The organism is Asticcacaulis sp., from assembly GCF_035497195.1.
Lineage (GTDB): Bacteria > Pseudomonadota > Alphaproteobacteria > Caulobacterales > Caulobacteraceae > Asticcacaulis.
On sequence record NZ_DATJDZ010000031.1, the window covers coordinates 190,288 to 211,374 of the forward strand.

Genomic DNA, 21,087 nt, shown 5'->3' on the forward strand with positions numbered 1-21,087 from the left:
GCGCTTTCAGGGGATAAATAATAAGGATTTTTGGTTAAGGGGAGGGGGTTGCAGTGCGAACGCTTCTGACTATACTCCGCGCCTTTCTCAAATACCCCTTTCAGGACGTTAAAATGGCCGATACGCCGCAGGTTGCTATCATCATGGGGTCCCGCTCCGACTGGGGAGTGATGAAGGCCGCCGCCGCCGCGCTCGACCAACTGGGCGTTAGCTATATGTCGCGCGTCGTTTCGGCGCATCGCACCCCGCAACGCCTGTATGAATTCGCTACCGGAGCCAAAGCGGCGGGCTACAAGGTGATCATCGCCGGCGCCGGAGGTGCGGCGCACCTGCCGGGCATGACCGCCTCGATGACCATCCTGCCGGTGCTCGGCGTGCCGGTGCCGGTGAAGGATGGTCTGAAGGGAATCGATTCGCTTTTGTCCATCGTTCAGATGCCGGGCGGCGTACCTGTCGGCACATTGGCGGTTGGCGAGGCGGGCGCGAAAAACGCTGGCCTTCTGGCGGCGCAAATCCTGGCGCTGAGCGATCCGGCCCTGGTGGAACGTATCGAGGCCCTGCGCCAGGCCCAGACCGACAGCGTTCCCGATACGGTGGAAGATTAATGTTAAAGACGCCTCTGCCGCTCGGCAGCACGATCGGTATTCTCGGTGACGGCCAGTTGGGCCGGATGCTGTCGCAGGCGGCCTCGCGCCTTGGTTTCAAGGTGGTGACCTTCGGACCCGATGTCGGTTCGCCGGCCGCGCAGGTATCGCTGGCGTCAAAAGTTGCGGCCTATACCGATGAGGCGGTTCTGGCGCGCCTGGCGGAAAGCTGCGATGTCATTACGTTCGAGTTTGAGAACGTCCCCGCCGCCAGTCTCGATTTTCTGACCGGCAAAGGGGCCGTGGTCGCGCCGTCCTCCAAGGCCTTGCGCATCACCCAGGACCGTATTCTGGAAAAGGATTTTGCGCGGAACGCCGGCGTCTGGACGGTGGATTATTTTCCCATAGATTCTGTTGAGGATCTGGGAAATGCAATCTCGGAGCATGGTCCGGGGTTTGAATCCGCACTGCTGAAAACGCGCCGTGAAGGCTATGACGGCAAGGGGCAGATATGGATACGGAAGGGTGACGACATAGAAAAAGCTTACGCGTCGCTTGGTCATCGTCCTGCGATTTTGGAATCCAAGGCCAGCTTTACCCGCGAAATCTCTGTGGTAGCGGCGCGTGGCTGGAACGGGGAGATTAAGACCTTCCCGATCGGCGAGAACCATCATGTCGGCGGTATTCTCTCGACCACCCTGGCGCCGGCCCAGGTATCCGAAGCGGTGACCGCCGAAGCCCATGAGATTGCCCGCAAGGTGCTGGAAGGGCTGGATTATGTCGGCGTGCTGGCGGTAGAACTCTTCGTCTTGCCGGGAGACGAACTTGTGCTCAACGAGATCGCGCCACGTGTGCATAATTCCGGTCACTGGACTCAGGACGGTTGCCTGTGCGACCAGTTTGAACAGCATATCCGCGCCGTTGCCGGCTGGCCGCTGGGCGATACCTCGGCGCGCTGCACGGTCGAGATGACCAACCTTTTGGGCGCCGATATCCTTGACTGGCCGACCCTGGCCGCCGAGCCGCAATCGCGCCTCTACGTTTACGGTAAGGACGAGCCGCGCGCCGGACGCAAGATGGGCCATATCAACCGCATAAAATAAGTTTTTATTGCAGTTGCGAATTGCACTCAGATGAAAAGCGGGGCAGAGACATCCTCATCTAATCGAGGACCTCCCCAATGTTTATACTGACCCTGACCTACAAAGTGCCGAACGACGATGTTGACCGCCATCTCGAAGCCCACATGGCGTGGCTGAAGGAAGGCTACGATACCGGTATTTTCCTGGCTGCCGGCCGTCGGGTGCCGCGCACCGGCGGGATGATCTTCGCTGCCGGCGACCGTGATGCGGTCGATGCGATGGCCAAGCGCGATCCGTTCAACGTCAATGGCATCGCCGACTATGTTATCAGCGAGGTCAATATCACGTCGACGGCGGATGGCCTGGAAAAGCTCAAGGGCTAAAATCAAAAACCTCTCCGCAGTTTGGCTGCGGAGAGGTTTTTTTTACATCTTCATTCCGCTCATAGGATGGATTTTGAGCTGGAAGAAGGCGACCGTGCCGTTCGGATGATCGCCATAGACCGGCTTCAACGCATCCGGCACTGTGTTGAACTGCCGAACCAAGCCAAGGCCCAGAGTCATGTCATGGCCCAAATCGAAGGTGCGGATGGCGCCGATCTCAGTCTTGGCCACCCAGTAGGCGCCAGTATGGACCAGTTCGTCATTATAGACGCGCTCATGCCGGCCAAGCGCCATCCACTTTTCGTTGAATTTGAATGTATTTTCAAACAGGTAGGCATCCGCTGGCTTTTCGCCGCTGTGTTCGATTTCCTTGCGCCCGTAAGCAAGGGTCGAATAGAGCGTGCCGGCCTTGAAGGCGTGGTTGTAATCGAAGCTTAACGAGCGGCGTTGCAGGTCTTCATCCGGCGCCAGTTGTTCTGGGCTGACCTGACGCGCCCATGAGGCCTGGGCCGTCAGGCTGTCATTGATCGACCATGTAAGGCGAACGGCGGTCGAATCGAGCTTCGGTGTATCGAGATTGAAGCGATACTGATCCGGTTCGCGGCCGGTGAACTGCGTCACCTCAAGCTGGAGCGGTCCCTTGGCGACGCCCGCTGTGACTACGCCCATGGTGATGTGGCCGGAATCGAGCCAGTGGTGCGTAATCGGCGCGGTCGGGAAGTTTTCGCCTGACGCGCGGTGCATGAAGGCGGTCGGGCCAAAGCCGAATTCACCCGGCCAGCCGACCAGTACAAAGGCCCTGGTATCGCCATCGAAGCGATGCGTCAGCTTGGCGGTGGCGCCCATGAAGAGATCGTGCGGATGCTGGGCATCGACCAGATGATGCACACCGTCGGCAGTCTCTCCCGTTTGCAGGAGCAGGGGATAGCCCCCCTTGCCCATGAAGGCGTCGGGCGACAGCATCAGGTTGAGGTCAAGGTCAGTGCGGTCATCCAGCCTGCGCGAAGCCATGACCATGAACATGCCTTCGGCGAAGGTTTTTGAACCGCCGCGTGGGCCTTCCTGATCATCGGCGACGAAGTTCAGGACAGCATGGGACATGACATGCCAGCCGGAGTCGGAGGCGGACATATTCATATGGTCCATGCCGGACATGTCGTGGCCTGACATGTCCATGCTCGGGTCCATATCTTGAGCAAAAACGGGGGTGGCGGCCAGCGCCAAAAGCGCCGCCGCGGCGGTCACAAGTTTAAAGCGGGACATAAGCTGTCTCCTGAAAATATTTGATAGGAAAGGGTTTATTCCATCAAACGTGTTTCGGCGGACGTGGCTCCAGGCGGACCGGCAGGTTGGTCAGAGGCCTGGTCTCTGAGGGGATCAGGCGCGCCACTTCAAAAGGCCGCGACAAAAGCGCCACCGGTTCGGCGTCAGCCGCAAGGACCGGCTGGCTGCAACAGGGCATGACTGTCTGGGGCGCCGCCGGGGCATCCGGTTTATGATGTTCGCCAGTCATCTCCATATGATCCATATGGCATGACATATCGCTGGCCATTGCGGGCGGTGTGGCAGTCGCCGTCAACGAGAACAGCACCCAGATACAGGCGAGCAGGGTGCGCATGATCTTCATGCCGCGTTTTGACCAAAGCGCATCCGGCCAAGCGATTTGGCCAGACTCAATATAACTTCTTCAGGTTTCACCGGCAGCTTCGCCTTGAGTTTCTCGAACTGCATGACCTGCTCGATATTGCGGTCGATCTGTTCAAGTTGGGCGTCACGGCCGCGCGCGAGGCGGGTCATCATCGCCGTGGTGAGGATGCCGGAAACGATCATACGCTTGGAATAGTGATTCTCATCCAGCGCCGTATCGCCCGCCAGGCGCCAGATGATATCGGCAGTTTCCCACAGCAGGCGATGATAAAGCGCAGCGTGATGGGGCAGGGCGAAATAGCCCATCAGACGCCGGGCGACTTTTTCGTCGGCTGCGGCGGCATCGAGGCGACTATTCAGCAGAAATCCGATCTTTTCGCGGATTTTCATATTCGTCAGCGATTCGGCGGCATCCGGGCTGAGAAGCACAGCATCATGGCCGCGCCACAGGATGGCGGCGATATCCGAAGCGCCATGCGGGGCGATCAGGTCGCGTTCGCCCTCACTAAGCCCCAGACTGCGCGCACCGGCTTCCAAGCTCATCCGGTTCAGGCCCAGTTGCGGCACATAGCCGGCTACGGCGTTAGCCAGACGGGTTTCGGCGGCTTTCAGACCTATTTGGGGTGCGGATATTGTCATAAAGACAACAATAGGCGCTGTATGGCCCCGCGCCAAGAGGATAAGACCGTTTTGACGATAACAAAATGTCGCATATGCGAACGCCATAAAGGCCTCAGCCACAAAGAAAAACAGTAAAAAAGCGATCAAAAATCCCTTTTAAGGCGGGGTTCGGCTGGACAGGACGGATCGGCTCATGTATGGGCTTGTCCCGATCTTCCTGCACGCCTTTGGTTTGCGGGCGTAAGTTTCTTTTTCGCAATTGGCTGATGGGCCGCTGCCGGGTTTCTGGCGCATGTCCTCACCGGCCCCCGAACCCTGAATGGAGAGATACCTTTTGGTACAGATTTTCGTCCGTGACAACAATGTCGACCAGGCCCTCAAGGCCCTGAAGAAGAAGATGCAGCGCGAAGGTTCCTTCCGCGAAATGAAGCGTCACGTGCATTACGAAAAACCCTCCGAAAAGCGCGCCCGCCAGCAGGCGGAAGCCGTTCGCCGCGCCCGCAAACTGGCCCGCAAGCGCCTGCAACGCGAAGGCGGTCTGCCCGCTTCGCCGCCGCGTCCGGTCCGTGCTTAATAAAGTTTATCCGTTTAAGTCTTTGAACGGATAAAAATATAGCTATAAAGCGCTGAAGGCTTGGCTTTCAGCGCTTTTTGCTGCCCGCGCCTCAGGAGACCTTTATGGCGAACAGCCCGCACGACCATTCCGAATTGCCCGATCCCGCTGATCTCGGCATCCTGACCACCGCTATGCCGGCCGACACCAATCCGTCGGGCGATATTTTCGGCGGATGGCTGATGTCGCAGATGGACCTGGCGGCCGGCAATATCGCCGCGCGGGTCTCCAAGGGGCGCGTGGCGACCATCGCGGTCGATGGCATGGTCTTCCTGACACCGGTGCAGGTGGGGGACGAGGTGACCGTCTACGCCAAGCTGGTTTCGACCGGGCGCACTTCCATGCGGATGAAGGTCGACGCCTATCGCCGCCCGCGTGAAGGCGAGGAAAAAATCCGCGTCACCGAGGCCATTTTCACTTTTGTCGCTATCGATGATCTGGGCCGGCCACGCCCGGTCAGAGGCTAAAACAACGTCTTTGCCAGACGCGTCGGGATTGTGTTAACAATAAGGCGTTGACCGGATGGCCTGATAAGGACATCAATGTGTCGTGTAGCAGGATGAGGGGATATCCATATGGCCAGATCGTCGTTCACAGGTCGCTTCCAGGACTGGCTCAGCGAATGGGATGATGGCAAGACGCGGCAGGTGCTCGTCGTCGTACTGGTGGTGCTGTCAGGCCTGCTGCTCGGTATGCTGGTCTATACGATCGCCAAATATGTGCTCGATCAGCTCTTCCCATTTCCGCCAGGCATTTACATGGTTGATGCCGAACAAAAGGCCGAACTGATGAAGACGGTGGCAGGGCAGGTTTTTCTTGTCATCCCGCTTACCTGGGCGGTCGGGGCGCTGGTCGGCGGCTATTTCGCCACCTTTCTGGGCAAGGTCGGGCAGTTTCCCGCCTGGCTGACGGGAATCCTGCTGACGACCTATTTCTGGATCGACCTGCTGCACCTGCCGAACACGACGACCTTGTTTATCCTCTGCCCGATCATTGTCGGTGTCTGTGCCTTCGCCAGCGGCTGGCTCGGCATGTATATGACGGCGCAGAAGGCGGTCAAATCGCAGCAGGCGGAAATCTAAGCTTATTTCGGCGCCCAATTCTTATTTTGGCGCATTGTCGTAATGGGCGAGGCTGACTGTGCTGCTGAAATGCAGACGGGTGGCCCCGTTCATTTGCGACGGCACGAAATAGGGTGTACCGGCTGGGTATTCGCCTGATGAGGTCGTCTTCGGCAAGGGCTTTTTCTGACCGCCTGCGAATTCCGCCTCACCATTGCCGCCACCGACAAAATAGACGCGATCGAGTTTCGGCAGCATCAGCGCCAGCGGGCCGGCGATCTTGCTCATGGCGGCATTGGCTTGTCTGATGCCGGTGGTCAGACCATTGGCGTCATAGGCCTTGCCGTTTGGTTGGGTCGAGAAGACGTGCAATTTCATGGCATAGCTGCCGCTGGCGGGGCCACTGATCTTGATCTTTGCGCCGCCATTCAGTTGTTCGCGTGTCGGCAGGGGCGTGATGCGGCCATCGGCGGCAACATGGAGCGGCTGGATCTGGCCGTTATGGGTGAGGGTAATCTTCACCGCTGCCGGATCGGCGCGCTTGATGCGCACCGCGTAATAGAGGTTGATCTGGCTGCGGTCGGCAGCCGGCAGATTTAGGAAACCCTTCAGGCCGGGGAAGGCGTCAGAAGCGGCGGCTTCCTGCGTGGTGACGCCATTGGTGGTGGTCTGCGCCATCAGGGGCGAACTGACCAGGCTAAGGGCCAGCATGGCTTTCGACAGGGTTTTCATCAGCTTGGACATAGGCACCATCATTATTTCGTTGTCATGACTTAATCATAACGACCTGTATTGTAGAAATTATGGCTGAACGGGACCTGAATGAAAGCGCCTCTCCGTCGGGTGACGAAGAGGCGCTTATATTTATGGGGTCGAGGGGCCTGTGGCCTCTCGCCTTAAAGCCCTTTGACTATGCCTTCAACCATCTTCTTGGCATCACCAAACAGCATCATGGTGTTGTCCTTGAAGAACAACTCGTTCTCGACGCCAGCATAACCCGCCGACATGCCGCGCTTGATGAAGAGGATGGTGCGCGCCTTTTCGACTTCCAGAATCGGCATCCCGTAGATGGCCGAGGTCGGGTCGGTTTTGGCGGCGGGGTTGGTGACGTCGTTGGCGCCGATGACGAAGGCGACGTCGGCTGTGGCGAACTCGGAATTGATATCCTCAAGCTCGAACACTTCATCGTAAGGCACATTCGCCTCGGCCAGCAGGACGTTCATGTGGCCGGGCATCCGTCCGGCGACCGGGTGAATGGCGTATTTCACTTCGACGCCTTCTTCTTTCAGCTTGTCGGCCATTTCGCGCAGCGCGTGCTGGGCCTGGGCCACCGCCATGCCATAGCCGGGCACGATGATGACCTTGGAGGCGTTCTTCATGATAAAGGCGGCGTCGTCGGCCGAGCCTTGCTTGACCGGGCGGGTTTCGACCGCGCCACCGGCCGCCGCCGCGGTATCACCGCCGAAACCGCCCATGATGACGCTGAAAAAGTTGCGGTTCATGGCCTTGCACATGATGTAGCTGAGGATCGCACCGGACGAGCCGACGAGGGCGCCGGTGATGATCAGGGCGATGTTTTCCAGCGTGAAGCCGAGCGCCGCCGCCGCCCAGCCCGAATAGGAGTTGAGCATGGAGACGACAACCGGCATGTCGGCGCCACCGATCGGGATGATCAGGGTGATGCCGAGCACCAGGGCGAGGACGAAGATGCCCCAGAAGGCCCAGGTGGCCAGGCCGTGTGTGACGATCAGGGTGACGATCAGCGCCACGACCGCGACGCCAATGGCGATGTTGATCAGGTGGCGGGCCGGCAGGATGATCGGCGCGCCCGACATATTGCCGTTGAGCTTGGCAAACGCGATGACCGAGCCGGTGAAGGTAATGGCGCCGATAGCGACGCCAAGCGACAGCTCGATCAAGGATTGTGTCTTGATGCCGCCGGCGCCGTCATCAATGCCGAAGGCCTGAGGGGCATAGAGCGCGCCGATGGCGACCATGCAGGCGGCCAGGCCGACCAGCGAGTGGAAGGCGGCCACCAGTTGCGGCATGGAGGTCATGGAGACCTTCTGCGCGATGGTCATGCCGACAATGCCGCCGACCGCGATGCCGCACAGGATGATGACGATGGTGACCGGATCGAGGTCGCCCTTGCCAAGCAGGCTAAGCAGGGTGACGCCGATGGCGATGGCCATGCCGATCATGCCGTAGAGGTTGCCCTTGCGGCTGGTTTCCGGTGAAGACAGCCCGCGCAGGGCCAGGATGAACAGGACGCCCGAAACGAGATAGGCGAGAGCGGAAATATTGGCGAAATCCATTTACTTCTTCTCCCCTTCGACCTTTTTCTCTTTTTTCTTGTACATGGCCAGCATCCGGCGCGTGACCATGAAGCCGCCAAAGATATTCACGGCCGCCAGCGCCGAGGCGAGGCCACCGGCCCCCTTGGATATCCAGACGCCGATCCCGGCGCCATCGGCATCGGCGGCGGCGGCGATCAGGGCGCCGACGATGATGACCGAGGAAATGGCGTTGGTGACGGCCATCAGCGGTGTATGCAGGGCGGGCGTGACGCTCCACACGACATAGTAGCCTACGAAAATGGCCAGCACGAAGATGGCCAGGCGGAAGATGGTGGGATCAACGGCTTCCATAGTTTTTCCTCTTGATCGGGGCGGTCGAGAAGGCGGCGCTGGCCAGACGGATCAGGCCTTTATTGTCGTATTCAAAGGTCTCGGCGACGATGTGGCTCGACTGGTTGCGATAGACGAGGGTATGGCCCTGCGCGCCGATGCAGTTGGCGACCGGCTCATATTTCAGATTAGGCACGCGCGGCAAGGTGCTGGAAACATACTGGAAAAACGCCTGAATATCGGTCAGAACGCCGCGTTCCGACAGCCCCAGTTTGGCGACGAAGGGCGAGATGAAAACCAGATTATCGGCGTAGAGATCGCAGATGCTTCTCGGATCGCGCGAATTCCAGGCGGCATACCATTCGGCGGCTTTTTGTTCGTAATCGATGGCCATTTATGTGTTCTTCAGATTGGGGTGCACGATGGCGCCGCCGTGTGTGACCAACGCGGCCTTGAGGATTTCGTCCTCGGCGTCTGGTGCTAATGCACCATCCTTGTCGATCAGCAGGCCGACGAAGGCTTGTAAATTCCGGGCATAAAGCGCCGAGGCGTCGGCGGCGATGCGGGCGGTGATGTTCGACAGGCCGATAATCTTGACGCCATTGATGTCCACCACCTGATCCGCCACGCAGCCCTCGACATTGCCGCCTTGCGGGGCGGCGAGGTCAATCAGGATCGAGCCGGGCTTCATCGAAGCCACCTGTTCCTTGGTCACCAGAATGGGCGCGGCGCGGCCGGGGATCAGCGCCGTGGTGATGACGACATCCTGTTTGGCGATGTGCGAGGAGGTGAGGGCGGCCTGCTTGGCCTTGTATTCAGCCGACATTTCCTTGGCGTAGCCACCGGCGGTCTGGGCGTTCTTGAATTCCTCGTCCTCGACCGCCAGGAACTTGGCGCCGAGCGATTCGACCTGTTCCTTGGTGGCCGGGCGCACATCTGTGGCCGTCACGACCGCACCGAGACGACGCGCGGTGGCGATGGCTTGCAGACCGGCGACGCCGACGCCCATGATGAAGGCCTTGGCAGGGGCGACCGTGCCGGCGGCGGTCATCATCATCGGGAAGGCCTTGCCAAAAGCATTGGCGGCTTCGATAACGGCGCGATAACCGGCGAGGTTGGCCTGCGACGACAGCACGTCCATGACCTGCGCGCGGGTGATGCGCGGCACGAATTCCATAGCGTAGGCGGAAGCGCCCTTGGCGGCCAGCGCGTTCAGCGTGTCCTTTTCACGGTAGGCATCTAACATGGCGATGACGATGACGCCTGATTTCAGCGCGGCGATTTCATCCTTGGCGGGGCCGCGCACCTTGAGCAGGATATCGGCGTCCTTTAGGGCGTCCTTGGCCGTCTTGACGATCGTCGCGCCTGCTGCCGTGTAGGCCTCGTCGGTGATCGAGGCGCCAAGCCCTGCGCCTGACTGCACCTTGACGGTCAGTCCGGCGGTGGTCCATTTCTTCACCGTATCCGGCGTGGCGGCGACGCGGGTTTCCCCGGTGGTTTGTTCCGTGGTGACGGCAAGGGTTAGGCCCACTGTGTTTCCCTTTGACTGCGGCATAGATGCGTTTGTAACGACTTGGGAGTCGCGTATTTGTTACTCTGTTTGTTATGGTCAAACGCGCGTGAAGTCAAAGCCTTGTTACGCGAAATCTGATCACGCTAATCGTTATGAATACTAAACTGCTACCGGTGTCATGAGTTTTCATACGCCCTCTCGACAAGCGGATAAAGGTCAGAGACGGCCGCTGGCGAGGCCACGGTAAGACTTGAATATAAACGTTCTGACCATCTTTCATTATAGGCGGGAAACAGGCGCGGGTCGCTTTGCGGCGGCACGGCGAGACCGATACGGACGCCGCCCTTGACTGGCTTCAACGCGGCAAACTGATAGTCACGGCTGAAGGCGCTGTAGCCTTTTCTCTGGGTCGGCACGACATCCGGCAGCCGCGTTGTCAGCGATTCAAAGGCGGTCAGCAGGGCGAGAAAGGCCGGTGTTTTCCATAAGGCAGCGCGCAGGACATCCGGATTAGTCCAGCCAGCCCCAGGCGGCAGAAATTCATTGAGGATCTGCTGAATGCGGGTCTGGCTCAGGCCATGATGTGTTTTGAGCCAGGCGGCGCGGGTGTGCCGGGTGCTTTCCGGGCATTCGACGCGGACAATCTCTATCCAAGCCGCCAGCGTCTTGCCGGTGTCGCGTTCAAGGCTGGCAGTGAGCGCCGTAAAATAAGCTTCCTGTTTGGGTGTCAGGTTGATCATGACACCCTCGCACCTTAATGGCTTGCGTCAGGTTTCTTTTTCAGCATGAACCAGCCAGCAGCGGCGACAACAACAGCGGCCACTAAGGCTGTGATAAAGCCCAGCTTGGTGCAGGTCAGGATAACGAGGAAGACCAGTGTGATGGCGAGATACAGGCTGCACCACTTGGTCAGGCTGGCGAACAGATCGTAGGAATGTTGTTGCTGATGGACGTCCATCTGGCCGTGTTCATACTCGGAATCATCGTGATGGTCGGCCATAATCATATCCTTTAACGGGCAGGTGATGCGTCCCTGCAAACTGTGTTTCCTGTACCGGTCTTACAAAAGCCCGCCGGTTTGGTCAATCGGTTTCAAATCAGCGTCTCAAACGCCTCGATAAGTCCCTCTAAACGGGCACAGCCCATTTTCCAGAAAGCCTTGTCGCGCGGGTTCATACCGAATGGCGCCAGGGCCTCGACATAGGTTTTCGTGCCGCCGCCAGCCAGCAGTTCGCGGTAGGGCGGCGTAAAGGTGGCCGGATTTTCGCGGCGCTTCTCCATCAGGGCCGAAACCAGCAGGTCACCAAAGGCATAGGCATAGACGTAGAAGGGCGAATGAACGAAATGGCTGACATAGGCCCAGTAGACCTCGTAACCATCATTTAGCCTGATCGCCGGGCCAAGGCTTTCGCCCATGACTTCCAGCCACAGGGCGTTGATCTGGTCGAGCGCGACCTCGCCTTCGAGACGGGCGGCGTGGAACTTTTCCTCGAAGCGGTGGAAAGCGATCTGGCGGATGACCGAATTCAGGCCATCCTCGATCTTGCCGGCCAGCAAGGCCTTCTTTTCTTCCAGCGAGGCGGTGGCGACGAGGTGCTCGAACACCAGCCCTTCGGCGAAGATGGAGGCGGTTTCGGCCAGGGTCAGGGGCGTATCGGCGAGGATCGAACCCAGCGGCTGGCACAGGGTCTGGTGGACGGCGTGGCCGAGTTCGTGGGCCAGGGTCAGCACTTCACGGCGGTCACCGGTGAAGTTCAGCATGACGTAGGGGTGGCGGTTGGCGGTCACCGGATGGGCATAGGCGCCGGAGGACTTGCCGGGGCGCGGGGTGGCATCGATCCACGGTTGGTCGAAGAAGCGCTGGGCGCGTTCGGCGAATTCCGGTCCCATCTGGGCGAAGCTGTCGAGGACGATCTTTTTCGCTTCGTCCCACGTGTAAAGCTTCTGCACGTCCTGCGTCAGCGGCGCGTTGCGGTCCCAGTAGTCGAGGTGCTCCTTGCCGAGCACCTTCGCCTTGATCTTGTAGTAGCGGTGCGACAGGTTGACGTAGGATTCGCTGACGGCCTCGGCCATGGCGTCGACCGCATCCTTATCAACCTCATTGGCGAGGTGGCGCGAGGCGGCCGGATCTTCGTATTTGCGCCAGCGGTCCTCGACCTGTTTTTCAAAGGCCAGGGTATTCAGCGCCAGAGCCAGCACCGGCGCGTTGTCCTTGAGCGCATTGCTCAAGCCTTGCGCCGCTGCCTTGCGGACATTGGCTTGCGGAGCGGAGAGGCGGGTGAGGGCTTCATTCAGCGTGAGCGCTTCCTTGCCGACTTTTGCCCGCAGACGGGTGAGGGTTTCATCGAACAGGCGCGTCCATTGACCGACCGCAGGCATCCGTTCAAGCAGCAGACGTTCGAGATCGGACGATAGCTCATGCGGACGCGAGGCGCGGATACGGCGCAGCCACGGCCGCCATTTCTGCGCCTTGGCGTTGGCTTTGAGCGCGTTCTCAATTTCCCAGTCTTCAAGCTGGTTCAGCTCCAGTGACAGGAACAGGCTGTCGGCGGAGATCATCGCCGCCTGCGTGCCAAGATCGGACTGCATCTTCGCGATGCGGGCATTCTCGCGGTCAATGGTTGAGGCGAGCGTCGCGTAGGCCAGGGCGCCGCCCATGTCGTCCATCGCTTTTTCGTACAGGCCGGCGGCCTGATCGATCAGCAGACCCAGGCGTTCCGGATTGGCACGCGCCGAAACGAACTGCCCCTGAAGCTTCGCCAGTTCCTTGACGTGACTCTCGCCACGGGCGAAATCCGCCGCAATTTTCGGGTCTTCCGGCCCGGAATAGAGATCGGAAAGGTCCCAGATCGGGAGGTCTGCGGCGAGCGTGGGGGCATGTGTGTTCATGGCAAGGGACATAGCGATAAAGCCGTCAAAAATCGAGAGGCTATCGCGCATTATATATGCCTGGAAATCGGCGTGGGGTACGAAAACGGGACATTAACCATAGGTCTACACCTCATTTTCACCTGGCAGGCGTAAGTTTGTCCCAAAATAAGCCGTATCCGGACATATCCGGTGCGGCCAATCAGACCGATGGTGGATATTGATATGGCGAAGACAATCCTGATCTGTGACGATGATCCGACACAGCGCCGCCTGATTCAGGCAGTCCTGGAGCGCGAGGGCTTCTCAGTGCTTCATGCGGAAAACGGTGCGCAGGCCTATGAACGTCTGTCGCAGAATTCCGGCATCGACGCGGTGATCCTCGATCTGGTCATGCCCGGCCAATCCGGCATCGATACGCTGAAGGAAATCCGCGCCGCCGGTATTCGCACCCCTGTGGTGGTGCTGACGGCTTCGGGCGGTATCGATACGGTGGTCAAGGCCATGCAGGCCGGCGCTCAGGATTTCTTTATCAAGCCAGCCTCTCCGGAGCGCATCCTGGTGTCGGTGCGCAACGCCCTGCAAATGGGCGATATGGTCGCCGAGGTGGCGCGCCTGAAGAAGCACACCGCCAATCGCATTTCCTTCGATGACCTGATCGGCACGTCTGCGCCCATGGGACTGGTGCGCCGTCTCGGCGAACGTGCCGCCAGATCGTCCATTCCTGTCCTGATCCTCGGTGAAAGCGGCGTCGGCAAGGAACTGATCGCCCGCGCCATCCAAGGCTCCAGCGAACGCGCCGGTAAGCCCTTCGTCGCGGTCAACTGCGGCGCCCTGCCTGACAACCTGGTGGAATCCATCCTGTTCGGCCACGAAAAGGGTTCCTTCACCGGCGCCTCCGACAAGCATCTCGGCAAGTTTCAGGAAGCTCATGGCGGCACCCTGTTCCTCGATGAGGTCGGTGAATTACCGCTCGATATGCAGGTCAAGCTGCTGCGCGCCTTACAGGAAGGCGAGATCGATCCGGTCGGCTCCAAGCGTCCAGTCAAGGTCGATGTCCGCATCATTTCGGCGACCAATCGTAACCTGGCCGACCAGGTCAAGGCCGGCGCCTTCCGCGAGGATTTGTTCTATCGTCTCAATGTCTTCCCCGTAGAAGCGCCATCTTTACGTGAACGCCGAGAGGATATCCCGGCGCTGATCGATCACTTTATCCGCCGCTTCAATGTCGAGGAAGGCAAGCGCGTCAGCGGTGTGTCGGCCGAGGCCATGCAGTTGCTGTGCGCCCATGACTGGCCTGGCAATGTCCGCCAGCTTGAAAACACCGTCTATCGGGCCATCGTCCTGGCCGACAGCCCGCATTTGCAGGCGTTTGATTTCCCGGCGATCAGCGGGCAGGTTGCGCCGATACCGGTCTCGGAAGCGCTGGTCCTGTCCGCCGATGTGCATATTGCCGATGATCACGATGCGCTGCATGATGCGCCGGTGCGTATCCTTGACGAGGCCGGACACCTGCGCAAGCTGGAAGATATCGAGCGCGACCTGATCGAGCACGCTATTGGCGTCTATGCCGGCCATATGTCGGAAGTCGCCCGCCGCCTGGGGATTGGTCGCTCAACGCTTTATCGCAAGGTGCGTGATTGCGGCCTTGAAGGTCTGGTCAAGGAAGCGGGTTAGGCTCTGCCGGCTTAGGGCCAAATCCGCTAAGGAGTTGCGCTTGAAGCTTGATAACCTTCTCTGGCGTCAGGTCATACAGGGCGATAATGCCGATGCCGGAGAGCGCCAGTATCGCCGGCGCCAGCCCCATCAACAGGCGAATATTGTCGATGATCGCCGGCGGCGCAGGCACATTGGCGACATAGCTGGCCATCGCCCCGCCGATAAAGGCCGCCGCGCCGGCCGCGCCGATCTTTTTCGAGAACATGATCATCGAATAGGTCATCGCCGTGGCGCGGTGGCCGGTTTTCCAGGCGTTGAAATCGGCGGTGTCGGCGTACATGGCGAAGGTGAGTGTGCCGATAAAGCCGAACGCTATGCCGCTGATGGCCTGCAAGGCGAACATCAGGAAAATCTGGTGCGGACCGCAAAGATACAGCCCCAGACCTGACAGGGCGATAACGCCCAGCATGAGGGCGATCGATGCCGGACGTGACAGCAAACGGGTCAGGAAAACCACACTGACGGACCCCACCGCCAGGCCCAGGGTGAAGGTCATCAGAAAGCTGACGATCAGGTCCGGCCGGCCGGCATAGGTTTTCATGAAATAGGGCGACACGGACGTGCGCAGCATGGAGGCGGCCATCACCACGCAGGCCAGGCTGAACAGGATGACCCACGGGCGATTTTTGAACAGGTCGGCGATATCGCGCAGAGGATTGCTGTTGGGTTGCGAGGTCAGGGCGAAGCGTTCGCGCGTTTGCAGGAACAGGTTTACCAGGATGACGACGGCGATAAGGCCGTAGATGGTCATGACGAATTGCCAGCCAAGCGCAGTGTCGCCACGGCCGGCGAAGGCGATCAGCTTCGGCGTGACCCAGGTGATGAAAACAGCGCTGAGAAAGGCGGCGCCGAAGCGCGAACTCATGATCAGTTCGCGCTGCGAGGAATCGGGCGTGATGACGCCGGACAAGGCGTTATAGGCGGTATTGGCGGCCGTATAGATCAGGTTCATCAGGATCAGGCCGACATAGGCGCCGAAGAGGCGCGCATCTGCGGGGGCGTTGGTGATGGAAAAGAACATGATGGCGGAGGCCGCCAGCGGCAGGCACAGCCACAGGAACCACGGGCGATAGCGACCGTAAGCCGTATGGGTGCGATCGGCGATGGCGCCGAAAACCGGGTCGGCAAACGCGCCGATCAGCCGCATGGTGATCAGCAGGGTGGAGATGCTGATCAGGCTCAGGCCGACGACATCGCTCAGATAGATCATCAAAAAGGCGGAAAGCGGCGCCCAGTACAGGTTGAAACCGGCGTCGCCTAGGCTGTAGCTGGCGATCTCTCCGATACCTATCGGCTCGTAAGCGTGCAGGGCCGTCTTGTCGCTGGAAATGGATTTCATGGATACTCGAAGTCCGCATATGCGCACGGTTTCCCCATTGTTACGTGTATCGCTTAACGAAATGAAAAGAGGCCGCAGCCTGTTTTCGCGTGACAGGCGAGCCGGGGCGAGGTGCGGAAAAGGCTGGCCTCGGTGCATAGGTCTCGGCTAGGGTGTTTCGATATAAAAACGGAGGCAGACATGACCCGCAAATCCTTTACCCCCGATCGCCGGATATTTCTGGCGGGGACTGCCGCAACGCTGATCATGCCGGCGTTCGCCAATGCAGAGGCGGCGGATGTGAAGCTTTATGTCGGCACCTACAGTTCGGATACGGCGAAAGGCATCTATCCGCTGACCTATACCGCCACCACCGATAGCTGGACGCTTGGATCTGCCATGCCTGCCATCGAGAACGCCTCCTTTGGTGCCTACAGCCCCGCTTCAAAGCATTATTACCTCCTCAATGAGAAGGACGAGGGGCGTGTCGGTGTCTATGATCAATCATGGACGCAGGCCTATGAAGTCTCTAGTCAGGGCAACAGCCCGTGTTATGCGGCGGTCGATTCGACCGGCGGTTATCTGGCCGTCGCCAACTATTCGTCCGGCAATATCGTCGTTTATAAAATCGGTGCGGAAGGCGGGCTGGAACAACCGCCGACCATTCGCCAGAATACAGGCACGGGGCCGAACAAGGATCGTCAGGAAGGGCCGCACGCCCACTGGGTCCAGTTCCATGGCGACCATATCTACAGCGTTGATCTCGGCACCGATCAGGTGCTGGGCTATAGTTTCAATGCCGCCACCGGCGCGGTGGGGCAGGCGTTTGAAGCCTTCAAGGCGCCGGCCGGGGCCGGGACGCGCCATATGGTTTTTCATCCCGATGGCGTCCATGCCTTCCTGGTCACCGAAATGGGCAATACGGTCATTGCGTTGCGGAAAACCAATAATAGGTTCGAGACCATCCAGACGCTTTCGACTTTGCCGGAAGGTTTTACGGGCCACAGCCAGGCGGCGCATATCGTGCTTAATGGGGCGGTGGATCGGCTTTATGTCTCCAATCGCGGCCACAACAGCATCGTCGTTTTTGATGTCGGCAAGGACGGCACGTTAAGCCTCAAACAGATAGCGCCTACGCTGGGCGACTGGCCGCGTTTCTTCCTGTTGCTCGAAGCACAAAAACGCGTCGTCGTGGCGCATCAGAACGGCAATGACCTCATTGTTTTTGAGGTCAAAGCAGACGGCACGCTGGCGCCGAAGGACCAGAAGATCGCGGTATCAAAACCGGTCTTTATTGGCGCGGTGGCTTAGATCGTCACCAACACCTTATAGGTCTTACCGGCGACGATATCAGTAATCGCGTCGCCGGCGAGAACCTGGCCATCCACACTGAGGCCGGGTTTGCCGCGCGTGATGTCGATCTCGAATGTTGCGCCACGGAAGTGTCGTGTGACGCGTGCCGATGGCCAACTGGCGGGCAATTGCGGGGCGATGCGCAGGCCCTCGCGGGAGCCTTTCAGACCGAACAGCCCTTCGATGACGCTGCGATAAAGCCAGGAAGCCGTGCCGGTATTGAACAGATGCGATGAGCGGCCGGACGCTTCCGGGTGCTGGCGGTGGGCGCCGCGATAATAGTTGGGCACGAAGACTGGCAGTTGTCCGCGCCGCAGGTAATCCTCATCATTGGGACCGGTCAGCATTTTTCGCAATAATTCAAAGGCTTTTTCGGATTCGTTTACCTGATACAATGAGTAAATGTAAAAGATGGCGGCATGGTTATAGACTGAGCCGTTTTCGGCCACGCCGGGGAATTTCTGCGTCAGTCGCCCCACATCCTCGCGCATATGGGTATAGGCCGGCGTGATCATTTCAACGCCATAGGGCGTTTCCATCTGGTCTTCGATGGCGGCGACCATGCGTTTCTGTTTATCGGCATCGGCCGCGCCGCTCATCAGGGCGAAGCTCTGCGGATTGAGAAAAATGCGGCCCTCTATATCAGCCTTGACGCCGAATTTCACATCATCATCGGTGATGCCGCGACCGTACCAGTCGCCATCCCACAGATGGGTGTTCATGGCGTTGTTGAAGCGTTGTGCCGCCTCGGCGTATTCCGCGCCATCCTTGCCGTCACGTTCCAGAATCTGCGACCACAGGCGCAAAGAGTGTGCGGTCGCCAAGGACAGCCAACCGGAAACGCCCTTGCCCTTCCAGCCGACCATGTTCATCGGATCGTTCCAGTCGCCCTGATCGATGAAGTTCAGGCCGCGATGGTCGACCGCTTGTATCAACCATTGATTGGCGGCGGATATGCGCTCGCGTACAGGCAAGGCTGTTTGTGTCTCGCCGTCGGTGACCAATGTATCGAGCACCGCATAGTCGTCGGTCTCGTCGAGGTAGGCTTCGAGAAAAAGCGCCAGCCAGACGCTGTGATCGGTATGCGGCACCTGGTTGATGTATTTCAACTCGGCGCCGTCATACATACGGATGCCGTCGGGCATCGAGCCATTGGCGTGTTGCTGGGAGAGGGCTTTCAGCAGCGTCTTGCGGGCGGTTTCGGGCTTGACGTAAACGCTGCCCATCGCGTCCTGAAGGAAGTTGCGTGTCTGTGGGTCTGTGCTCAGGCGGTTGGTGTCGCCGTGGTAATAGACCTGGCGCGGGAGCCAGGCGTTGACGAAGGAATCGAGATGCGGATCGCTGGACTCAATATTGATCGATTTCACGCCGGCGGACATATAGGCGGCATAGGCGACGCGCGCCCTGGCGAAACCGGCCTCGGATAAATAGGTCGCTTTCAGGCGCATAATCTCGGCGTCATCGAAGGCCGGCCCGAACAGGAAACGGTGAGTGACGCGCTCGCCCTTGTTCAGTTCATGATCGAATTGCAGGGCGGCGATCGGGTTCTCATAGAGCGCCACGCCATCGGCCATTTGTTCGGCCATGATAGCGTCGGGCTTGTGCAAACCGCCTTCGCCTTCAAAACGCGCCTGACGGGTTTCAAAGGCCAATGGAGTCTGCTCGCTGAGCAGGCACACCTTGTCCTTGAGGCTCTGGTTTTTGAAGTAGTCCTCGATTTTCTGATAGGGCGTCACGCAGTTAGCTACGATACCGCCCAGCGCCGCATCATAGGTCGCGGACTGGTTCATCCAGCTCATCAGGCCGAGCGGAAATGCCGGATAGAAACTGATGTTGCGCGGGCGGGCGCCGCTATTGATCAGCGTCACCTCCCACAGTTCGCAGGCATCATCGACAGGCAGGGCGAGGGTGATTTCTACACGCAGACCTGGGCGATCGACGCGCCAGCGGATATCTGTCGGCGTGACCTCAAACGCGAACCCCTCGACCGGCGCGCGCACAGGCTCATAGGGCGCAGAAAACAGGCTGCCGGTTTCGCGGTCCTTGACGTAGAAGAAGCGGCCGGGATGGTGGGCATAGGTGCCTTGCTCCGGCAGCATGAAGTGCTTGGCTTCCATGATCTGGGCGCGGGCATATTTCGCCGGCTCCGGCTGCATGAACTGCGCCGTGGCAAAGCCGCGCGCGGTCATGTGGATCATCATGTGCGGGTTCCAGAGAAAACCGGCGGCGAGCGGCAGGATGGTCGGGTTGTTAAGGATGCAGCGGTCGGCGGAGAAATCAATAAAACTCACGATTGGGCTTTCCGTTCGGCGAGGACCGTCTGGATATCGGCCAGGCGGGCGTCAGTGAGATTGTAGAAATACATGATGACGGCGGCGATCAGGGCCAGCGCGCCGGGAACGATACTGATCAGCAGGACGATGCCGGTCTGCGACGCGCCGCTCTGCGCCTGATTGGCGACGTAGCCAAGACTGGCCAGTACGCTGCCGATAACGAACGAGGCTAGGGCGCCGCCGAGTTTCTGCGAGAAGGTGGCGGCGGCAAAGGTCATGGCGGTGGCGCGGCGGCCGGTCTTGTACTCGTTATAGTCGGCGCAGTCGGCGTACATCGAGAAGGTCAGCGGCGATTTCGGGCCGAGGCACAGGCCAATGGCGATCTGCAAACCGTACATCAGGCCGATCTGATCTTTCGGGATAAAAAAGAAAGCTGAGGACAGGATGCCAACGAGCACCATCAGGATAATCAGCAAGCGGCGTTTGTCGATAAACCGGGTGAGCAGGGGCGTGATTAGCGACCCCACCGCCAGGGCCATGCCGTAGACGGTCAGGAAGGCGGCGGTCTGCTCCGGCTTGCCGACGTAATATTTGATGTAATAGGCGCTGGCGCCCATGCGGGTGCTGATCGTCACCATGACCACCAAAGCCAGGACAAACATGATCAGCCACGGCCGGTTTTGCAGCAGGTCACCAATGTCCTTCCACGGGCTGACGGCTTTTTCAGCGATGGGTTCGACCCGTTCGCGGGCGGTCAGGAACAGGGTGGCGAACAGGCCGCAGGCGATAACGCCATAGAGCGTCATGGTCAGTTGCCAGCCTAGCACCTCATTGGCGCCGCCCAGCGCTTTGACCAGTTTCGGCGTCATAAAGGTGACGAAGGTGCCGCCGAGAAAACCGCCGACGAAACGGAAACTGTTGAGCTGGGTGCGGGCCTGCGGATCGTTGGTCAGCACGCCGGAAAGCGCGCCGTAAGGAATATTGATGATCGAATAGATGACCATCATCAGGGCGAAGGTGGCGTAGGCGTAGATCAGCTTGGCGGTGGAATCGAGGTCGGGCGTGGTGAAGGTCAATACACCTGAGGCGGCCAGCGGCACGGCGGCCCACAACAGCCAGGGCCGGAAGCGGCCCCATTTGGTGCGGGTCCGGTCGGCGACCGCGCCCATGATCGGATCGGCGAAGGCGTCGACCAGCTTGGTGGTGAGCAGCATGGTGCCGGCGGCGGCGGCGCTGAGGCCGAAACTGTCGGTATAGAAGATCAGCAGGAAGGCGCTGATCGTCGTCCAGTAGAGATTGAAGCCGAAATCGCCCGAACCATAGCTGATCTTTTCCAGCCAGCCCGGCGGGGCGGCGGCTTTCGCGTCCTGTGTCATCGTTCCCAACATTTATAATTTTGTTGGGCCTTGTTTAGCACAGATGACA

22 protein-coding genes are annotated in these 21,087 nt (G+C 59.5%); 8 read left to right on the plus strand and 14 right to left on the minus strand.

All coding sequences use genetic code 11. The features are described from left to right. Positions 1–113 precede the first annotated feature (113 nt). The 3 genes from purE to VL130_RS18585 all read left to right on the plus strand — a co-directional run bounded on the left by purE (position 114) and on the right by VL130_RS18585 (position 2,049). A complete protein-coding gene (gene purE / locus VL130_RS18575; protein ID WP_325365345.1) occupies positions 114–605 on the plus strand; it encodes a 5-(carboxyamino)imidazole ribonucleotide mutase in 492 nt (163 codons plus the stop codon). Further along, positions 605–1,687, plus strand: a complete 1,083-nt coding sequence (locus VL130_RS18580; RefSeq protein ID WP_325365347.1) for a 5-(carboxyamino)imidazole ribonucleotide synthase — start codon at positions 605–607, stop codon at positions 1,685–1,687. The genes purE and VL130_RS18580 overlap by 1 nt, the downstream gene beginning before the upstream one ends. Positions 1,688–1,764: 77 nt before the next feature. Beyond that, positions 1,765–2,049, plus strand: coding sequence for a YciI family protein (locus VL130_RS18585; protein ID WP_325365350.1), 285 nt, complete (start codon positions 1,765–1,767; stop codon positions 2,047–2,049). A gap of 42 nt (positions 2,050–2,091) precedes the next feature. Here the strand turns inward: VL130_RS18585 and VL130_RS18590 are convergent, their stop codons facing one another. Genes VL130_RS18590 through VL130_RS18600 form a run of 3 tightly spaced genes read right to left on the minus strand, consistent with a single transcriptional unit; the run spans position 2,092 to position 4,335 of the window. Next, the gene (locus VL130_RS18590; RefSeq protein WP_325365352.1) at positions 2,092–3,312 is read right to left on the minus strand and encodes a hypothetical protein; all 1,221 of its coding nucleotides are present in this window, start codon (positions 3,310–3,312) and stop codon (positions 2,092–2,094) included. Between the two features lie 43 nt (positions 3,313–3,355). After that, entirely contained in the window at positions 3,356–3,676 is a 321-nt protein-coding gene (locus tag VL130_RS18595) for a hypothetical protein (protein ID WP_325365354.1), read from the minus strand. Further along, positions 3,673–4,335, minus strand: coding sequence for a COQ9 family protein (locus VL130_RS18600; RefSeq protein ID WP_325365356.1), 663 nt, complete (start codon positions 4,333–4,335; stop codon positions 3,673–3,675). Before VL130_RS18600 ends, VL130_RS18595 begins: the two co-directional genes overlap by 4 nt. A 316-nt stretch (positions 4,336–4,651) precedes the next feature. Between VL130_RS18600 and rpsU the strand changes: the two genes are divergently transcribed. The 3 genes from rpsU to VL130_RS18615 all read left to right on the plus strand — a co-directional run bounded on the left by rpsU (position 4,652) and on the right by VL130_RS18615 (position 6,012). After that, entirely contained in the window at positions 4,652–4,891 is a 240-nt protein-coding gene (gene rpsU, locus VL130_RS18605; protein WP_325365358.1) for a 30S ribosomal protein S21, read from the plus strand. Positions 4,892–4,995: 104 nt separating this feature from the next. Beyond that, complete coding sequence (locus tag VL130_RS18610; protein ID WP_325365360.1) at positions 4,996–5,397, plus strand: acyl-CoA thioesterase; 402 nt, start codon at positions 4,996–4,998, stop codon at positions 5,395–5,397. Between the two features lie 108 nt (positions 5,398–5,505). Further along, positions 5,506–6,012, plus strand: a complete 507-nt coding sequence (locus tag VL130_RS18615; RefSeq protein WP_325365362.1) for a hypothetical protein — start codon at positions 5,506–5,508, stop codon at positions 6,010–6,012. Positions 6,013–6,033: 21 nt separating this feature from the next. On the opposite strand, the gene VL130_RS18620 is transcribed toward VL130_RS18615, so the two are convergent. The 8 genes from VL130_RS18620 to VL130_RS18655 all read right to left on the minus strand — a co-directional run bounded on the left by VL130_RS18620 (position 6,034) and on the right by VL130_RS18655 (position 13,071). Next, a complete protein-coding gene (locus VL130_RS18620; protein ID WP_325365364.1) occupies positions 6,034–6,735 on the minus strand; it encodes a hypothetical protein in 702 nt (233 codons plus the stop codon). 152 nt (positions 6,736–6,887) lie between these two features. Further along, positions 6,888–8,306: an NAD(P)(+) transhydrogenase (Re/Si-specific) subunit beta gene (locus VL130_RS18625; RefSeq protein ID WP_325365366.1), complete on the minus strand. Its 1,419-nt coding sequence runs from the start codon at positions 8,304–8,306 to the stop codon at positions 6,888–6,890. Further along, on the minus strand, positions 8,307–8,639 hold the full coding sequence (locus VL130_RS18630; RefSeq protein WP_325365368.1) for a proton-translocating transhydrogenase family protein: 333 nt from the start codon (positions 8,637–8,639) through the stop codon (positions 8,307–8,309). Next, a complete protein-coding gene (locus tag VL130_RS18635) occupies positions 8,626–9,012 on the minus strand; it encodes a nuclear transport factor 2 family protein (RefSeq protein WP_325365370.1) in 387 nt (128 codons plus the stop codon). The genes VL130_RS18630 and VL130_RS18635 overlap by 14 nt, the downstream gene beginning before the upstream one ends. Beyond that, the gene (locus VL130_RS18640) at positions 9,013–10,173 is read right to left on the minus strand and encodes a Re/Si-specific NAD(P)(+) transhydrogenase subunit alpha (protein WP_414636329.1); all 1,161 of its coding nucleotides are present in this window, start codon (positions 10,171–10,173) and stop codon (positions 9,013–9,015) included. A 134-nt stretch (positions 10,174–10,307) separates the two neighbouring features. Next, complete coding sequence (locus VL130_RS18645) at positions 10,308–10,871, minus strand: DUF5655 domain-containing protein (RefSeq protein WP_325365374.1); 564 nt, start codon at positions 10,869–10,871, stop codon at positions 10,308–10,310. Positions 10,872–10,885: 14 nt separating this feature from the next. Next, on the minus strand, positions 10,886–11,131 hold the full coding sequence (locus VL130_RS18650; RefSeq protein ID WP_325365376.1) for an aa3-type cytochrome c oxidase subunit IV: 246 nt from the start codon (positions 11,129–11,131) through the stop codon (positions 10,886–10,888). Positions 11,132–11,223: 92 nt separating this feature from the next. Then, positions 11,224–13,071 (minus strand): M3 family oligoendopeptidase, encoded by a 1,848-nt coding sequence (locus VL130_RS18655; RefSeq protein WP_414636330.1) that lies wholly within the window; start codon positions 13,069–13,071, stop codon positions 11,224–11,226. Between the two features lie 153 nt (positions 13,072–13,224). Here VL130_RS18655 and VL130_RS18660 point away from each other — a divergent pair, with 153 nt between their 5' ends. Further along, a complete protein-coding gene (locus VL130_RS18660) occupies positions 13,225–14,676 on the plus strand; it encodes a sigma-54 dependent transcriptional regulator (protein WP_325365378.1) in 1,452 nt (483 codons plus the stop codon). Here VL130_RS18660 and VL130_RS18665 read toward each other — a convergent pair. Continuing rightward, positions 14,660–16,057, minus strand: coding sequence for a glycoside-pentoside-hexuronide (GPH):cation symporter (locus VL130_RS18665; RefSeq protein WP_325365380.1), 1,398 nt, complete (start codon positions 16,055–16,057; stop codon positions 14,660–14,662). The two genes, VL130_RS18660 and VL130_RS18665, sit on opposite strands and share 17 nt — an antisense overlap. 180 nt (positions 16,058–16,237) lie before the next feature. On the opposite strand from VL130_RS18665, the gene VL130_RS18670 reads away from it, so the two are divergent. Beyond that, positions 16,238–17,347 (plus strand): lactonase family protein, encoded by a 1,110-nt coding sequence (locus VL130_RS18670; RefSeq protein ID WP_325365382.1) that lies wholly within the window; start codon positions 16,238–16,240, stop codon positions 17,345–17,347. Here the strand turns inward: VL130_RS18670 and VL130_RS18675 are convergent. Continuing rightward, positions 17,344–19,680 carry a GH36-type glycosyl hydrolase domain-containing protein gene (locus VL130_RS18675; RefSeq protein WP_325365384.1) on the minus strand — a complete coding sequence of 779 codons (2,337 nt, stop codon included), beginning with the start codon at positions 19,678–19,680 and terminating at the stop codon, positions 17,344–17,346. The genes VL130_RS18670 and VL130_RS18675 overlap by 4 nt on opposite strands. After that, positions 19,677–21,050: an MFS transporter gene (locus tag VL130_RS18680; RefSeq protein ID WP_325365386.1), complete on the minus strand. Its 1,374-nt coding sequence runs from the start codon at positions 21,048–21,050 to the stop codon at positions 19,677–19,679. The genes VL130_RS18675 and VL130_RS18680 overlap by 4 nt, the downstream gene beginning before the upstream one ends. Positions 21,051–21,087: the final 37 nt, after the last annotated feature.

What these genes read in the sequence shown, in the direction of transcription:
- purE (WP_325365345.1), top strand. Translation starts at nt 114, where the DNA reads ATGGCCGATACGCCGCAGGTTGCTATCATCATGGGGTCCCGCTCCGAC.
- VL130_RS18680 (WP_325365386.1), bottom strand. Translation starts at nt 21,050, where the DNA reads ATGTTGGGAACGATGACACAGGACGCGAAAGCCGCCGCCCCGCCGGGC.
- VL130_RS18585 (WP_325365350.1), top strand. Translation starts at nt 1,765, where the DNA reads ATGTTTATACTGACCCTGACCTACAAAGTGCCGAACGACGATGTTGAC.
- VL130_RS18625 (WP_325365366.1), bottom strand. Translation starts at nt 8,306, where the DNA reads ATGGATTTCGCCAATATTTCCGCTCTCGCCTATCTCGTTTCGGGCGTC.
- VL130_RS18600 (WP_325365356.1), bottom strand. Translation starts at nt 4,335, where the DNA reads ATGACAATATCCGCACCCCAAATAGGTCTGAAAGCCGCCGAAACCCGT.
- VL130_RS18580 (WP_325365347.1), top strand. Translation starts at nt 605, where the DNA reads ATGTTAAAGACGCCTCTGCCGCTCGGCAGCACGATCGGTATTCTCGGT.
- VL130_RS18665 (WP_325365380.1), bottom strand. Translation starts at nt 16,057, where the DNA reads ATGAAATCCATTTCCAGCGACAAGACGGCCCTGCACGCTTACGAGCCG.
- VL130_RS18630 (WP_325365368.1), bottom strand. Translation starts at nt 8,639, where the DNA reads ATGGAAGCCGTTGATCCCACCATCTTCCGCCTGGCCATCTTCGTGCTG.
- VL130_RS18615 (WP_325365362.1), top strand. Translation starts at nt 5,506, where the DNA reads ATGGCCAGATCGTCGTTCACAGGTCGCTTCCAGGACTGGCTCAGCGAA.
- VL130_RS18640 (WP_414636329.1), bottom strand. Translation starts at nt 10,173, where the DNA reads ATGCCGCAGTCAAAGGGAAACACAGTGGGCCTAACCCTTGCCGTCACC.
- VL130_RS18635 (WP_325365370.1), bottom strand. Translation starts at nt 9,012, where the DNA reads ATGGCCATCGATTACGAACAAAAAGCCGCCGAATGGTATGCCGCCTGG.
- VL130_RS18660 (WP_325365378.1), top strand. Translation starts at nt 13,225, where the DNA reads ATGGCGAAGACAATCCTGATCTGTGACGATGATCCGACACAGCGCCGC.
- VL130_RS18590 (WP_325365352.1), bottom strand. Translation starts at nt 3,312, where the DNA reads ATGTCCCGCTTTAAACTTGTGACCGCCGCGGCGGCGCTTTTGGCGCTG.
- VL130_RS18610 (WP_325365360.1), top strand. Translation starts at nt 4,996, where the DNA reads ATGGCGAACAGCCCGCACGACCATTCCGAATTGCCCGATCCCGCTGAT.
- VL130_RS18670 (WP_325365382.1), top strand. Translation starts at nt 16,238, where the DNA reads ATGACCCGCAAATCCTTTACCCCCGATCGCCGGATATTTCTGGCGGGG.
- VL130_RS18655 (WP_414636330.1), bottom strand. Translation starts at nt 13,071, where the DNA reads ATGCGCGATAGCCTCTCGATTTTTGACGGCTTTATCGCTATGTCCCTT.
- VL130_RS18620 (WP_325365364.1), bottom strand. Translation starts at nt 6,735, where the DNA reads ATGTCCAAGCTGATGAAAACCCTGTCGAAAGCCATGCTGGCCCTTAGC.
- VL130_RS18645 (WP_325365374.1), bottom strand. Translation starts at nt 10,871, where the DNA reads ATGATCAACCTGACACCCAAACAGGAAGCTTATTTTACGGCGCTCACT.
- VL130_RS18595 (WP_325365354.1), bottom strand. Translation starts at nt 3,676, where the DNA reads ATGAAGATCATGCGCACCCTGCTCGCCTGTATCTGGGTGCTGTTCTCG.
- VL130_RS18650 (WP_325365376.1), bottom strand. Translation starts at nt 11,131, where the DNA reads ATGGCCGACCATCACGATGATTCCGAGTATGAACACGGCCAGATGGAC.